Genomic DNA, 14,184 nt, shown 5'->3' on the forward strand with positions numbered 1-14,184 from the left:
TTTCCGTATGCTGTGAAAGCGGGTTCAGAGGCGGGCGCCATCGGCGTCGAAGAGGGAGGCCTTGGCGATATCGAGCCCCGGTGTGATCCTCGTGCCCGGCTGGAGTGCGGCATCACCCATGATGCGATAGGAGAGGCTTTGTCCTGCCCAATCGAACCACAGCACCGTGTCGGCTCCCATCGGTTCGACGACCGAGACGATGCCGGGGATGGTAGGCCAGCCCGTGGCTGCGCCATCCGGCGCTATATGTTCGGGCCGGATACCGAGCGTGGCGGGACCCGCTTTGGCGGCGGTCAGAAAGGGATATCCGGTCAGATCGATCGCCAAGCCACCGCTTTCGAAGACCGGCGTGCCGGCCTTGAACGAAATCTCGCCCTTGATGAAATTCATCGCCGGCGCGCCGATGAAGCCGGCGACGAAAAGATTTGTCGGGCGATGGTAGATCTCGGATGGGCTGGCCAGTTGCTGGATCACGCCGTCCTTCATGATGGCGATGCGATCGGCGAGCGTCAGCGCTTCCACCTGATCATGCGTCACATAGATCATCGTATTGCCAAGGCTCTGGTGCAGCTTCTTGATCTCGACCCGCAGCTCGTTGCGCAGCTTGGCGTCGAGATTGGAGAGCGGCTCGTCGAACAGGAAGACGTTGACTTCGCGCACCAAGGCCCGGCCGATCGCGACACGCTGGCGCTGGCCGCCGGAGAGTTCGGAGGGCCGGCGGTCAAGCAATTGGTCGAGATGCAGGAGCACTGCGGTGCGGGCAATGCGCGCCTCAATCTCGGCCTTGGGAAGACCCGCCACACGCAGGCCGAAGGACAGGTTCTTGCGCACCGACATGCGGGGATAGAGCGCATAGGATTGGAACACCATGCCGATGCCGCGATCCTTCGGCTCGGCCCAGGTGACGTTCTTGTCCGATATCCAGACCTCGCCATCCGTGATGTCCTGCAGACCGGCTATGGAGTTGAGCAGGGTCGACTTTCCGCAGCCGGACGGCCCCAGCAGCACGAGAAATTCACGTGGGGCGATGTCGATCGACAGCTTGTCGATGACGGTATGATCGCCATAGGCGATCTTGAGATCCTTGACGGAGACGGCAGGCTGCATGGCGTTACCCCTTGACGGCGCCGGCAGCGACACCACGCAGGAACCAGCGGCCGGAGAAGAAATAGATGGCGAGCGGAACGACGGCGGTCAGGATGGTGGCAGCCATGTTCACATTGTAGGCGCGCTCGCCCATGGTGGTGTTGACGATGTTGTTGAGCTGCACCGTCATTGGCAGATTGTCTCGCCCGGCGAAGACCAGGCCGATCAGGAAATCGTTCCAGATGCCGGTGAACTGGAAGATGGAAGCGACGACAACCATCGGCACGGACATGGGCAGCATGATCTCAAAGAAGATTCGCCAGAAGCCGGCGCCATCGACGCGGGCAGCCTTGCAAAGCTCCTCGGGGATGGCGACGAAATAGTTGCGGAACAGCAGCGTCACCAGCGGCAGACCGAAGATGACGTGGACCAGAACGACGCCGGCTACCGAATTATAAAGGCTCAGATTGGCGAGCAGGCGCACCAGCGGATAGAGGAAGATCTGGTAAGGGATGAGGCCGCCGGCCATCAGCAGACCGAACAGAAAGTTTGAACCTCTGGGCCGCCAGAAGGAAAGGGCATAGCCGTTGATCGCGCCGATGAAGACGGAAATGACGACAGCCGGCACGGTGATCTTCACCGAATTCCAGAAGCCGATGCGCACGCCCAGGCATTGGGTGCCCATACAGGCTCCCGACCATGCCGTTTTCCACGCGTCGAAATCGACGGTATCCGGCAAGGCGAAGATGCGGCCCTGGCGGATTTCCTCCATCGACTTCAACGAGGTGACGAGCATCGTGTAGAGCGGCAACAGGAAGAACAGTGCGGCCAGGATGAGGAAGGCATAGAGCCCGATCTGGCCGGCCGACAACCGCGAAGGCTTGGGGCCGCGAGGGTGAAGAGCTGCCATCAGTGTGCTCCCCTTCTTCTGGCGCGCATGTAAAGCGCATAGCGAAACGGCGCGACGGCCATGACGACCGACAGCACAAGCACGGTGGCGCCGGCGCTGGCGAGGCCGAGGTTCTGGCGCTCGAACAGATTGTCCATGATGAATTTCGCCGGCACCTCGGTCGAATAGCCGGGGCCGCCGCCGGTCTGGGCGACGATGAGATCATAGGTCTTGATCACGCCCATGGAGAGAAGCATGCCGGAGGCGGCAAGCGCCGGCCCGAGTTGTGGCAGGATGATCGACAGATAGATGCGCCAGATCGGAATGCCGTCGATCTGGGCCGCTTTCCATTGCTCTTCACCGATGCCGCGCATGCCGGAAAGTGCGATGACCATGACGAGGCCGGCTCCCTGCCAGATGCCGGCGAAGACGACCGTGTAGATCGCCATATCGCGATTGACGATCCAGTCGAAGACGAAGCTCTGCCAACCGAGCGCTCTGACCGTAGCCTGAATGCCGAAGGTCGGGTTCAGCATCCATTGCCAGATGAGGCCGGTGACCACGAAGGACATGGCATAGGGATAAAGGAAGATAGTGCGGAACACGGCTTCGAACCTGACCTTGCGGTCAAGCGCTGCCGCCAGCACGAAGCCCAGCGCCAGACAACCTCCAACGTAGAGAACACCGAAGATCAGCACGTTTTCGAGCGATGCGAGCCATCTCGATGTCCGGAACAGCTTTATATATTGGGCAAAGCCGACATAGTTGGACGACGGAAAGATGGTCGAGTCAGTAAAGGACAGGCGCACCGACCAGACCATGGTGCCGATATAGATGAAGATCGCGGCAGTCCAGGTAGGCAGGAGGGCACAGGTCGCGGCAAGGGGACGTCTGCGCTTGGCTTGCATCAGCAAACCCTTTCAAAGGTAGAGAGCAGAGCCGATCGGCGGGACGTCCCGACGATCGGCTCGTTATGAGGCCTATTCGAAGATCGCGAAGAATTTCTCGGCGCCCGAGGCGCTGTCCTCGGACGGATTGGTCCAGAACTCGTCGACGAAATCGTTGAGGGCGCCGGCCTGCTGCGGCGAGAGGATCAGAGCCTGGTCCGGCACGATCTTACCTGCGCTCATCAGCTCCAGCCCCTTTTGCGCGCATATGTCGAGCTTCGACTTGTCGACATCGGTACGCATCGGCACCGAGCCTTTCCGCAGCGAAAACTCGACCTGCACGGCCGGATCCATGGCGACTTCGGCGAGCAGGGCCTGGCCCTTCTGGGAGGCCGCACCGGCGATCTTCGGGAAGGAGAAGGAATCGGCGACGTAGACCATGCCCGGCGATTGCGGTGCGAGCATGCAGCCATAGTCCTTGCCCAGCGACTTGCCGGCGGCAACGAATTCGCCCTTGGCCCAATCGCCCATGAACTGGACGCCGGCTTTGCCGGTGATGACCATGGCTGTGGCGTCGTTCCAGTTGCGGTCGGCGGCCCCTTCATCGACATAGGCGCGCAGCTTGCCGAGAATATCGAGCGTCTTCTTCACGCCGTCGACGGATGCGTCGCTCTTGTCCTTGTCGACATAGATTTTCAGAAAGCCGTCGATGCCGACCTGGGTCAGCAGGATCATGTTGAAGACCTTGGATTCCTGCCAGGACTGACCGCCCCAGGCAACCGGCTGGAGGCCGGCGGCCTTGAGCTTGTCGAGAGCGGTGAAGAACTCGTCCCAGCTCTTGGGCTCTTCAGCGATGCCGGCCTTGGCGAAGGCATCCTTGGAATAGAACACCCAGCTCTCGCCATGGGCGTCGCTCGGTGAGAGGTAAACCTTGCCGTTATAGGAGATGAGATCGAGGATCGATTTCGGCAGAACGTCTGCCCATTTGCCCGCTTTCGCCACATCGTCTATCGGGGTCAAAAGTCCCTGATTGACGAAATCGGTATTGGCAAGGCCGATCACCGCCTGTTTGGCAGCCGGCGGATCGCCCGCGACAAGACGGTTCTGGAAGGCGGCATCGGCCGCGCCGAAACCGGCGATGGAGGAATCCTTCCAGACGCCGCCGCGTTTTTCGAACGCCTGCTTGATGACATCAAGGGCGGCGGCTTCGCTGCCGGAGGTCCAGGAGGTCATCACCTCGGCCTGCGGCTTGTCTTCGGCTTGGGCAGGAAGAGACGCCGCAAAGAGCGCGGCTCCCATCAATAGAAGTTTCATTTGGTCTTTCATCGTTCCACCTCTTCAAGAAAGCCCTCTTGGCGGGGCTATTCGTTTTCAGATCATTGTATCAGCGATAGATCGGCAGCAGCGCCTGCCGCACCAGTGTCAGCCCGTTGGCGATGTCGGCGACCGGATCGGCGGCGGCATCGAGCTCGAGAATGGCCCAGCCTTCATAGCCGCGGTCACGCAGCAGCCTGGCCCAGCCTGGCCAATCGACGCGGCCAAGGCCGAAGCCGCAGAAATAGGGGCGATGGCGATCGTGGATATGCTCGTCGATCACCGTGTCGGCCGGCATCGGCCCGAGCGCATCCTTCCAGTGGGCGATGATGACGCGCTCATGGTGGCGGTCGACCACCTGCAGCGGATCGGAGCCGGCAACGATGATGTGTGCCGTGTCCGGGCACATATGCACATAGGCGGGATCGGTCAGCAGCATCAGCAGATCGACATCGCGTGCGGCGGCAAAGATGGAATGCGCCTCGGTGTGGAGGGCCAGCCGCACACCCTTGGCGTAAAGGGTGGCGCCGAGACGGTTGAGGAAATCGGCAATCTTGCGCGCCTGCTCGAAATCGAAAAAGCGGGTCGGCTGTTCGCCGAGCGTCTGGCGAAGCGGCGCGCCGATGACCATGATGTCGCTGCCGCATGCCCTAAGGAATTCGGCGTATTTTTCCGCCTTGTCGATGATGGCGGCCTGCGCGGATGCTTCGGTGAAATCGCCCGCAGCTTCGAGTTCCGCGAAAAAGCCACTCGCCAGCGTCAACCCGCGCCTGGAAAGCTCAGCGGCGAAATTCTCAACCGAACCATAGGTCTTCGTCGCATCCTGCCAATTGAACGGCGAGAAGGTCAGTTCGACGCCGGTGACGCCAGACGCCTGCACGGCATCAAGAATCTTGTCCCAGAAGGCGCGCGGTTCGCTGCGGGAGAGCGCGATAATGCCGTCATAATCCTCAACGCCCCAGAAGCCGGGGTGGAAGAAGGTGACGAGGTCGACGCCAAAGCGAAGTCGTTCCGTTGAGTTCATGAGACTATCCGTTCCGAGAGTAAGGAAAACCGTCTGCGGAAAGGGTTTCGCAGCAGATAATCCATAGCGATTTCAATGCACTGTCTTTTGGCAATCGTTTGCCATTCCTAGATAGTAGACAAGTCATTTTCAGATGCAAGTGATTTTTGGCAAACGTTTGCTATGTGAGCGGGATTACCGTAGCATCCGGCGCAGCAGGCATCGGGAAGGACGCGAAAAAGTGAAAAATAACAAGGATATGCCCCCGGAGGAGCATGGCGGGCCCTTGATGGCGGATGTTGCCCGGCTGGCGGGGGTGGCGATCTCAACGGTCAGTCGTGCACTTGCCAATCCCGGGCGGGTGAATGAGAAGACGCGCGCGAAGATTGACGCCGCCGCCAAGCAATTGGGTTACACGCCGAATGCCATGGCCCGGGGCCTGAGGGTCGGCAAGTCAAACACCGTCATGATCATCCTGCCCGGCTCGCTCTATTATGGCGTCTCCCAGGTCATTCCTCAGGTCTTGCAGAGCATCAACAGGGCCCTGCTCGAGAACGGCTATAATCTGATGATCGCCAATCTCGGCCGAGATGCCGACTCGGAAAGGCATATCCTCGATCTTGCCTTCGGCGGCACCGTTCGCGGCGCCATCATTCTCTCGTCGAAACTGCCTGAAGTCGATGGGCGATCCCTCGCCAATACGGGTTTGCCGATCGTCTCCATGCTGCTCGATATGAGCGCCGCCGGGCTGCCAAGCGTGGTGACCAACGATCGCGAGGCCGTGCGGGAAGCGACGGCCGAGATGATCCGGCTCGGCCACAGGCGCTTTCTTTATATTGCCGGTCCGGAAGATAACTACCATGATGTCGAGCGTTATGCCGGCGCACTTCAGGCGGTGCGTGAGGCAGGGCTTTCGGAAGAGGTCATCTCCCGGTCAGGCGGCAATCTCGATTACCAGGAGGGTTTCGCGATCGGTACCCAGGCCGCAGCCGATTTCGCCCGGCTGACGGACCGGCCGACGGCGGTGATCGCAACCAGCGACGACATGGCCATTTCATTCAGCAGCCGCATACAGCGCTCGGGCCTGCGGATTCCCGAGGATTTGTCGGTGGTGTCCTTCGACGGTTCGCCGGTCTGTGAATTTTGCTCTCCGCCACTCTCCACGATCTCGCAGCCCTTTGAAGAGATGGGACAGGTTGCCGTAGCACGCCTGCTCGACATTATCGGGCAGTCGGAAAAGGAGTGGGAGACACCCATCGTCGTGCGCAGCAGGTTCATTCTGCGGGAGAGCATGGCTCCTCCCAGCAGCTGAAGAAATCGTTGGTCAGCTCTCAGGCGCGAGTGCTCCCTTCACGCCAGGCAAGGTCGGCGTTGATTTAGCGCGCATGCCCCTTTATTTCTCAGGCTGAAAGAGAGGTCTGCCAACTATGGATAATGAAACAAGCCTGCGGAACGAGCGCAAGCGCGGCTCCGGCGTCAAGGTGGTCTATGATATCTTGCGCGACGAGATATTGCACCTGGAACTGCCGCCAGGCAGCCCCATCGACGAGGTGCAGCTTTCCGAGCGTTTCGGCATGTCGCGCACGCCGATCCGCGAAGCGCTGGTGCGGCTCGCCGGCGAGGGGCTGATCGATACGCTGCCCAATCGCTCCACAATGGTGTCACAGATCGACTTCCTGAACATGCATAGCTATTTCGATGCGCTGGTGCTGATGTACCGCGTAACGACGCAGCTCGCGGCGAAGTATCATCGGCCGGAGGATCTCGAGATCGTGCGGGCGCGTCAGGCGGAATTTGCCGAGGCCGTCGATGCACAGGATGCCCTCGCGATGATTTCCACCAATGCCGCCCTGCATCTCGCCATCGCCGAGGCGGGTCGCAACCCCTATTTCACCGGTCTTTTCGGTCGCCTGCTGAATGAGGGCCGTCGCCTTCTTCGTCTCTACTATCAATCCTATGATGATCGTCTGCCGCGCCGCTTCGTCGATGAGCACGACGAAATGATTGCCGCGATCGCCGCCCGCGACACCGAGCTTGCCGAGCGTCTGGCGCGCGAACATGCCGAGCAGATCGTCAGCCAGATCCAGAAACTGCTGGTTCGCGGGGACCGTCTGGACGTCGGTCTCTAATCTTGCATATTTCTTGTCGACAAGTTGGATGCAAGGATGTATCTATGCTGCAGCAAGGTGATCCCGGCTGCGGAGGCGGTTGGCGCGTTGCCGACCCAGCCCAGGCCCCAAGAGGATAGACAGATGACATCCAGCATTTTCTCAGGCGTGATCCCAGCGCTGATGACCCCATGCAAAGCCGATCGCAGCCCCGATTTCGAGGCGCTGGTGAAGAAGGCCAGGGAGTTGATCGCCACGGGCATGTCGGCGGTGGTCTATTGCGGCTCGATGGGAGATTGGCCGCTCTTGACCGATGCGCAGCGCATGGAAGGCGTTGAGCGCCTGGTCAAGGCCGGCATCCCGGTCATCGTCGGCACCGGCGCGGTCAACACGGCATCGGCGGTTGCTCACGCAGCCCATGCCCAGAAGGTCGGCGCCAAGGGGCTTATGGTCATCCCCCGCGTTCTGTCGCGTGGCTCGGTCATTGCAGCTCAGAAGGCGCATTTCAAGGCGATCCTGTCGGCGGCACCGGATCTTCCGGCCGTCATCTACAACAGCCCCTATTACGGTTTTGCCACGCGCGCCGACCTGTTCTTCGCGCTTCGCGCCGAGCATGCCAATCTCGTCGGCTTCAAGGAGTTCGGCGGACCGGCGGATATGCGCTATGCGGCGGAAAACATCACCAGCCGCGATGACGACGTATCGCTGATGATCGGCGTCGACACGGCCGTGTTCCATGGTTTTGTCAATTGCGGAGCGACGGGCGCCATCACCGGCATCGGTAATGTGCTTCCCAAGGAAGTCATTCATCTCTGCCGTCTGGCGCAGGCCGCCGCAAAGGGTGATGCCGATGCGCGCCAGCGGGCGCTTGAGCTCGAAGCCGCACTCGCCGTGCTGTCATCCTTCGACGAGGGGCCGGATCTGGTGCTCTTCTTCAAGCACATGATGGTGCTGAAGGGCGACGCCGAATATACGCTGCATTTCAACGAGAGCGATGTGCTCTCTGATAGCCAGCGCGGCTATGTCGAAGCGCAGTTCAAGCTGTTCAACAGTTGGTACGCTCAATGGAGCACGCTGCCGGGTGCGGTGGAAAAATACAAAGCCTGAAACGGCGGTCTGTCGGTCACTATCTGCCGATAAAATATGAAGGGTCCCATTCGGGACCCTTTTTCTGTTTCTAACCGGAGGTGCGGCAGCCTGCGGCAATCCTCAAGCCACGGCGTCGAGGCCCAGTTCAAGCAAACGGTCGAGCTGATGGATTTCTTCTACGGTCAGCGGAATACCGTGTTCTTCCGCCTTGGCGCGAGCGGCAAAGCGGCGCTGCGAGGGGAGGCGGGCACCCTGGCCGACGATCGCTTCGAAAAGCACCTCTGCGCGGGCCAGCGGATCACCCGGCCGCCCGGCGGAGAAAGCCTCCGGCGAGAAGGCGACGATGAGTTCGCCGTGGCGCGGGGCAAATGCCGTCGAGCCGAGATAGTCGAGTGCCTCGCGGCTGGTGAAGTCGCCGATCATGATCCCGGCCAGAAGCTCGATCATTGTGCCAATGGCCGAGCCCTTGTGGCCGCCGAAAGGCAGCATGGCGCCCGCAAGAGCCGCTTCCGGATCCGTGGTCGGCTGCCCATCGGCATCGATGGCCCAGCCCTCGGGCAGAGTTTTGCCGGCCCGGCGATGCAGCTCAATTTCGCCGCGCGCAGCCACGGAGGTTGCAAAATCGAAGACGTAGGGCGGGTTGTCACGGCGCGGCCAGCCGAAAGCAAAGGGGTTGGTGCCAAGCAGCGGCGCAGTACCCCCGGCGGGTGCGACCGTCGAATAGCTCGGGCACATGGCGAAAGCGGCAAGGCCTTGTCCGTCAGCGCCTCGACTTCAGGCCAGAGGGCGGCGAAATGGGTGCAGTCGTTGATGGCGAGAGCGGCGATGCCGAAGCGGCGGGCTCGCTCGGCAAGCACCGGCACGCCGAGCTCGAAAGCGGCATTGGAAAAGCCGCTCTTGGCGTCAACCCGAATGATGGCGGAGTCATCGGTTTGTGCCAGTTCCGGCACGACATCCGGCCGCGCTTTGCCTGCCTTCACCGCCCGCAATACGCCTTCAATGCGGTAGATGCCGTGGGATTTGCAGGCGTCCCGTTCGCCGGCGACGATGACCCGCGCGATCGCAGCTGCCTGAATGGCATTGAGCCCAGCCTTCGAAAGGATTGCCACAACGCGGCCTTGCAGTGCCTCGGGCGTCAGGGTGGTGACATCGCTCATTTGAATTCTCCTCTGTCTTGTTTGCCTGCTTCATACATCTGAGTTCTAAAATACATAAAGTATACAAAAAATCGACATGCCAACAAGCGATCTGCATGGTCGCCGCTCATCCGGTGGAAGAACCGCTGGCTGCGACCGCGTGAGCACTATCGCGCCGCCGATTCCCGGCTCTGACATCTCACCAGAGAGTGCCGGAGAGTTTGCCTTCCTACCAGTTCAATGGGTGATCTCATACCCCACGGCAAGCCGGTCTTGCAGCTGGGAAATGGCGAGTACCAGAGCTGCGTCGCAGCAAACCCTCAAGCTTTTCCCGTGACCTTGAAACCGCAAACCATTGGGAGATATCGCTTTTCGCGACATAAAATTCTTTTTGTATACTACATGTATTTTACGTTTGATTTGCTGCTGCAAAAAGCGTTTAGTGGCCGCGGTCGCAAAAATGGCCGACCACGTTTGGGAGAACAGGTAATAATGAAAAAAACGGTCATCGCATTCGGCCTTCTGGCCGCCGCCTCCGCCATCACGCCGGCCAAGGCCGACAAGCTGGACGACATCATTTCTTCCGGTACGCTGCGCTGCGCAGTGGTGCTCGACTTCCCGCCCATGGGCTCGCGCGACGAGAACAACAATCCGATCGGTTTCGACGTCGACTACTGCAACGATCTCGCCAAGGCGCTCGGCGTTACCGCCGAGATCGTCGAAACGCCATTTCCGGAACGCATCCCGGCGCTGATGTCCGGCCGCGTCGATATCGGCGTAGCCTCGACCTCGGATACGCTGGAACGCGCCAAGACCGTCGGCATGACCATTCCCTATTTCGCCTTCGAAATGGCCGTCACGTCCAACGACAAGTCGGGCATCAAGTCCTTCGAGGACATGAAGGGCAAGACAGTTGGCGCAACCGCCGGCACCTTTGAGGCGATCGCGCTCGAAAAGCAGGTCAAGGAATGGGGCACCGGCGAATTCCGCCCATATCAGACACAGGCCGACGTCTTCCTGGCATTGAGCCAGGGCCAGCTCGACGCGACGGTTTCCACCTCGACCGTTGCCCAGGCCACCGTGAAATCCGGCAAATTCCCCGGCATCTCCGTCGTCGGCAAGGCGCCGTTCCAGACCGACTATGTCGCGCTCTTCACCAATCGCGAAGAATACGGCCTTATCAATTATCTCAATCTGTTCATCAACCAGCAGGTCCGCACGGGCCGCTATGCCGAGCTCTATGGAAAATGGGTTGGCGGCTCCCTGCCGGCTCTGACCGTGAACGGCGTCTATCGCTAATCGGATCGCTCTCAACGACGGCGTGGCCATGATGGCCGCGCCGTTCGACCTTCCGAAAGGTGGACGTTCATGTTCAGCTACACCTTCCACTGGAACCAGGCCTTCAAGGTATTGCCGCAGCTGCTCGATGGCGCCGTCGTCACCCTGCAGATCGCAATCCTGTCGATGGCGATCGGTCTTGCCTGCGCCCTGGCACTTACGCTTTTCAGGCTTTCCGGCAGTCGCGTGCTTGCCGGCATCGCCTCGACCTGGGTGGAGGTTGCGCGCAATACGCCGGCGCTCTTCCAGATCTACATGGCTCATTTCGGGCTCGGCAATTTCGGCATTCATCTCAGCCCCTATACCGCTCTGCTGCTCGGCATCGCCTTCAACAATGCCGGATATCTGGCGGAAAATTTCCGCGGCGCGCTCAAGGCAATCCCCGACACGCAGGCCCGCGCCGGACGGTCGCTGGGGATGACCGCGCTTCAGGCCTACCGGCTGATCGTCTTCCCGCAGATGTTCCGTGTCGCCTTCCTGCCGGTCACCAACCAGATGGTCTGGGCGATCCTGATGACGTCGCTCGGCGTTACCGTCGGCATGAACACTGACCTCGCCGGCGTCACCCAGGAGCTGAATGCGCGCTCGTTCCGAACTTTCGAATTCTTCGCGCTCGCCGCGGTGATCTACTACCTGATCGCCAAGGTCGTGACCCTTGCCGCCCGGCTCGCTGCCTGGCGTATGTTCCGCTATTGAGGGAGACGAGAAATGTTCGATACAGCCCTCACCTGGAACGATCTCCTTTTCCTCGCGAAAGGCGCGGGGATGACACTTTTGGTGACTGGCGTGTCCGTCGCGGCGGGCACGATCCTCGGGATCATCTTCGGGGTGATCCGCGTTCAGGCCGGTTCCCTCTGGTCGGCGCCGCTGACCTTCCTGCTCGATATATTCCGCTCGGTGCCGCTGCTGATCCAGCTGGTTCTCGGCAATGCGCTGCAATCCATCCTGAAGCTCGGCTGGGCGCCCTTCACTACCTCCTGCGTGGTGCTGTCGCTCTATATGGCGGCCTATTGCACCGAAATCGTGCGCGGTGGCATCGCCGCCGTCCCGCCCAATACCCGTCGCGCCGCGCGTTCGCTCGGCATGAGTTGGGGCCAGGATATGCGCTACATCGTGGCGCCGCTTGCCACGCGCGTTTCACTTCCCTCGTGGATCGGCCTTTCGCTCGGCGTCATGAAGGATTCGGCGCTTGTCCTGTGGTTGGGATTGATCGAGCTGCTGCGCGCCTCGCAGGTTCTCGTCACCCGGCTGCATGAGCCGCTGCTGATCCTGACGATCTGCGGCGCGATCTACTTCATCATCAGCTTCCCGGTCGCCCGCCTTGGCGGTTATCTCGAAAAACGGTGGTCCCCCAATGATTGAGATTGAAAATGTCCGCAAATCCTTCGGCCCGCTCGAAGTTCTGAAGGGGATCGACCTCACCGTGGAAAAGGGCGAGGTGGTCACCATTATCGGCGGTTCCGGTTCGGGAAAATCGACGCTTCTGACCTGTATCAACGGTCTGGAGCCCATCGATTCCGGCCGCATCCGCATCAACGGCTTAGAGGTGCATGCAAAGTCGACGGACCTCAACAGACTGCGCCGCAAGGTCGGCATCGTCTTCCAGCAATGGAACGCGTTCCCGCATCTGACCGTGCTGGAAAACGTCATGCTGGCGCCGCGCAAGGTGCTTGGCATCTCTCGGCGGGAAGCCGAGGAGATCGCGGTAAAGCAGCTCACCCATGTCGGTCTTGCCGAGAAGCTTTCGATCTACCCGTCGCGCCTGTCGGGCGGTCAGCAGCAGCGCATGGCGATCGCTCGGGCGCTTGCCATGTCACCGGAATATATGCTGTTTGACGAGGTGACCTCAGCGCTTGACCCCATGCTGGTCGGCGAGGTGCTGGATACGCTGAAGATGCTCGCGGAAGAAGGGATGACGATGATCTGCGTGACGCATGAAATGGCGTTTGCCCGCGATGTCTCGGATCGTGTCGCCTATTTCCATCAGGGCGTGATGGCAGAAATCGGCAAGCCGGAGCAGATTTTCGGCGCGCCGCAGCATCCGGAAACGCAGAAATTCCTCGCGAGCGTACGTTGATGGCGAGACCTGATGTTATCGTCATTGGGGCGGGCGTGATCGGCCTTTCCACCGCGATTGCCGCCCAGTCTCGTGGCTTGACTGTTGTGGTCGTAGATCGCGAAGGACCAGCGGCCGGCGCCTCCGCCGGCAATGCCGGCGCCTTCGCCTTCACGGATATTCTGCCGCTTGCTTCCCCCGGCATCCTGAAGAAGGCGCCAAAATGGCTTCTCGACCCCCTGGGTCCGCTGTCGGTGCCGCCAGCCTATGCGCTTCAGATCGCGCCCTGGATGTTTCGGTTCTGGCGGGCTTGCCAACCATCACGCGTGGCCGCGGCGACCGCAGCGCAGACGAAGCTGATGGATCTGTCGAAAGCGGAGCTGGAACCGTTTCTCGCGGCGACCGACACGCTTTCCATGCTGCGCAAGGAGGGTAACCTTCAGGTTTATGAGAGTGAGGCAGAGTTTCGGGCTTCGCTTCCCGGTTGGGAGGTGCGCCGCAATCACGGCATCGAGTTCCAGCATCTGAAATCCGACGAGATGGCAGCGATCCAGCCTGGGCTCGCATCCCGTTTCATCCTCGGCACCTTCACGCCCGGCTGGTATTCCATCGCGGACCCCAAGCTCTATACGCTGGCGCTGGCGCAGCATTTTTGCAGCCGGGGTGGCCTCATCGAAACCGCGGAGATTTCGGCGCTTCACCCCGTCCCTGGCGGCGTCGAGGTGGTGGCGACGGATGGAAAGTTGCGCGAGGCCGGCAAGGTGGTTCTGGCCGCCGGCGCCTTCTCGCACCGGATAGCTAAAACGCTCGGCGAACATATCCCGCTCGAAACGGAACGCGGCTATAACACCACGCTTCCGGCCGGTGCCTTCGACCTGCGTACGCAGGTAACCTTCGGTGGTCATGGCTTCGTCGTCAGTAAGCTGTCGACGGGTATCCGTGTCGGCGGCGCCGTGGAGCTGGGCGGCCTCACGCTGCCGGCCAATTTTCGTCGGTCCGAGGCGATGCTGCAGAAGGCCCGCAGCTTCCTGACCGGCCTCAAGCCGGAGGGCGGCGTGCAATGGATGGGTTTCCGGCCGTCACTGCCCGACAGCCTGCCCGCCATCGGCCGCGCCAGGGCAACGCCGGATGTGCTTTATGCCTTCGGCCATGGCCATCTCGGTTTGACCCAGTCGGCGGGAACAGCGCGCCTTGTTGCCGACCTCCTGACCGGACAGACGCCGCCCATCGACCTGGCGTCCTTCTCGCCGCAACGCTTCTGATAGAGATCTGCAAGGC

The 14,184-nt window shown here is 61.0% G+C and carries 13 protein-coding genes and 1 pseudogene; 8 read left to right on the forward strand and 6 right to left on the reverse strand.

The annotated features are described in order from the left end of the window. Window positions 1-24 precede the first annotated feature (24 nt). The 5 genes from BSK43_RS33320 to BSK43_RS33340 all read right to left on the reverse strand — a co-directional run bounded on the left by BSK43_RS33320 (window position 25) and on the right by BSK43_RS33340 (window position 5,200). Complete coding sequence (locus BSK43_RS33320; RefSeq protein WP_077471520.1) at window positions 25-1,107, reverse strand: ATP-binding cassette domain-containing protein; 1,083 nt, start codon at window positions 1,105-1,107, stop codon at window positions 25-27. A gap of 4 nt (window positions 1,108-1,111) precedes the next feature. Beyond that, on the reverse strand, window positions 1,112-1,996 hold the full coding sequence (locus tag BSK43_RS33325; protein ID WP_077471519.1) for a carbohydrate ABC transporter permease: 885 nt from the start codon (window positions 1,994-1,996) through the stop codon (window positions 1,112-1,114). Further along, a complete protein-coding gene (locus tag BSK43_RS33330) occupies window positions 1,996-2,883 on the reverse strand; it encodes a sugar ABC transporter permease (RefSeq protein ID WP_077471518.1) in 888 nt (295 codons plus the stop codon). The genes BSK43_RS33325 and BSK43_RS33330 overlap by 1 nt, the downstream gene beginning before the upstream one ends. A gap of 72 nt (window positions 2,884-2,955) precedes the next feature. Continuing rightward, window positions 2,956-4,188, reverse strand: coding sequence for an ABC transporter substrate-binding protein (locus BSK43_RS33335; protein ID WP_077471517.1), 1,233 nt, complete (start codon window positions 4,186-4,188; stop codon window positions 2,956-2,958). A gap of 58 nt (window positions 4,189-4,246) precedes the next feature. Then, window positions 4,247-5,200 (reverse strand): sugar phosphate isomerase/epimerase, encoded by a 954-nt coding sequence (locus BSK43_RS33340; protein WP_077471516.1) that lies wholly within the window; start codon window positions 5,198-5,200, stop codon window positions 4,247-4,249. Window positions 5,201-5,438: 238 nt separating this feature from the next. Here BSK43_RS33340 and BSK43_RS33345 point away from each other — a divergent pair, with 238 nt between their 5' ends. From BSK43_RS33345 to BSK43_RS33355, 3 genes are all read left to right on the forward strand, one after another. Then, complete coding sequence (locus tag BSK43_RS33345; protein ID WP_136687492.1) at window positions 5,439-6,491, forward strand: LacI family DNA-binding transcriptional regulator; 1,053 nt, start codon at window positions 5,439-5,441, stop codon at window positions 6,489-6,491. A 115-nt stretch (window positions 6,492-6,606) separates the two neighbouring features. Continuing rightward, the gene (locus BSK43_RS33350) at window positions 6,607-7,308 is read left to right on the forward strand and encodes a GntR family transcriptional regulator (RefSeq protein ID WP_077471514.1); all 702 of its coding nucleotides are present in this window, start codon (window positions 6,607-6,609) and stop codon (window positions 7,306-7,308) included. Between the two features lie 123 nt (window positions 7,309-7,431). Continuing rightward, window positions 7,432-8,394: a dihydrodipicolinate synthase family protein gene (locus tag BSK43_RS33355; protein ID WP_077471513.1), complete on the forward strand. Its 963-nt coding sequence runs from the start codon at window positions 7,432-7,434 to the stop codon at window positions 8,392-8,394. A gap of 102 nt (window positions 8,395-8,496) precedes the next feature. On the opposite strand, the pseudogene BSK43_RS33360 reads toward BSK43_RS33355, so the two are convergent. Next, window positions 8,497-9,533 (reverse strand): annotated as a pseudogene (locus BSK43_RS33360) (Ldh family oxidoreductase). 471 nt (window positions 9,534-10,004) lie between these two features. Between BSK43_RS33360 and BSK43_RS33365 the strand changes: the two are divergent. The 5 genes from BSK43_RS33365 (at window position 10,005) to BSK43_RS33385 (ending at window position 14,168) form a co-directional block, all read left to right on the forward strand. Then, complete coding sequence (locus tag BSK43_RS33365) at window positions 10,005-10,811, forward strand: transporter substrate-binding domain-containing protein (RefSeq protein ID WP_077471511.1); 807 nt, start codon at window positions 10,005-10,007, stop codon at window positions 10,809-10,811. A 69-nt stretch (window positions 10,812-10,880) separates the two neighbouring features. Continuing rightward, entirely contained in the window at window positions 10,881-11,546 is a 666-nt protein-coding gene (locus tag BSK43_RS33370) for an amino acid ABC transporter permease (RefSeq protein ID WP_077471510.1), read from the forward strand. Window positions 11,547-11,558: 12 nt separating this feature from the next. Next, window positions 11,559-12,212, forward strand: a complete 654-nt coding sequence (locus BSK43_RS33375) for an amino acid ABC transporter permease (protein ID WP_077471509.1) — start codon at window positions 11,559-11,561, stop codon at window positions 12,210-12,212. After that, window positions 12,205-12,927 carry an amino acid ABC transporter ATP-binding protein gene (locus BSK43_RS33380; RefSeq protein ID WP_077471508.1) on the forward strand — a complete coding sequence of 241 codons (723 nt, stop codon included), beginning with the start codon at window positions 12,205-12,207 and terminating at the stop codon, window positions 12,925-12,927. The genes BSK43_RS33375 and BSK43_RS33380 overlap by 8 nt, the downstream gene beginning before the upstream one ends. Beyond that, a complete protein-coding gene (locus BSK43_RS33385; protein WP_077471507.1) occupies window positions 12,927-14,168 on the forward strand; it encodes an FAD-binding oxidoreductase in 1,242 nt (413 codons plus the stop codon). Before BSK43_RS33380 ends, BSK43_RS33385 begins: the two co-directional genes overlap by 1 nt. Window positions 14,169-14,184: the final 16 nt, after the last annotated feature.

It is taken from the genome of Rhizobium sp. P44RR-XXIV (genome assembly GCF_001999485.2).
Lineage (GTDB): Bacteria > Pseudomonadota > Alphaproteobacteria > Rhizobiales > Rhizobiaceae > Rhizobium.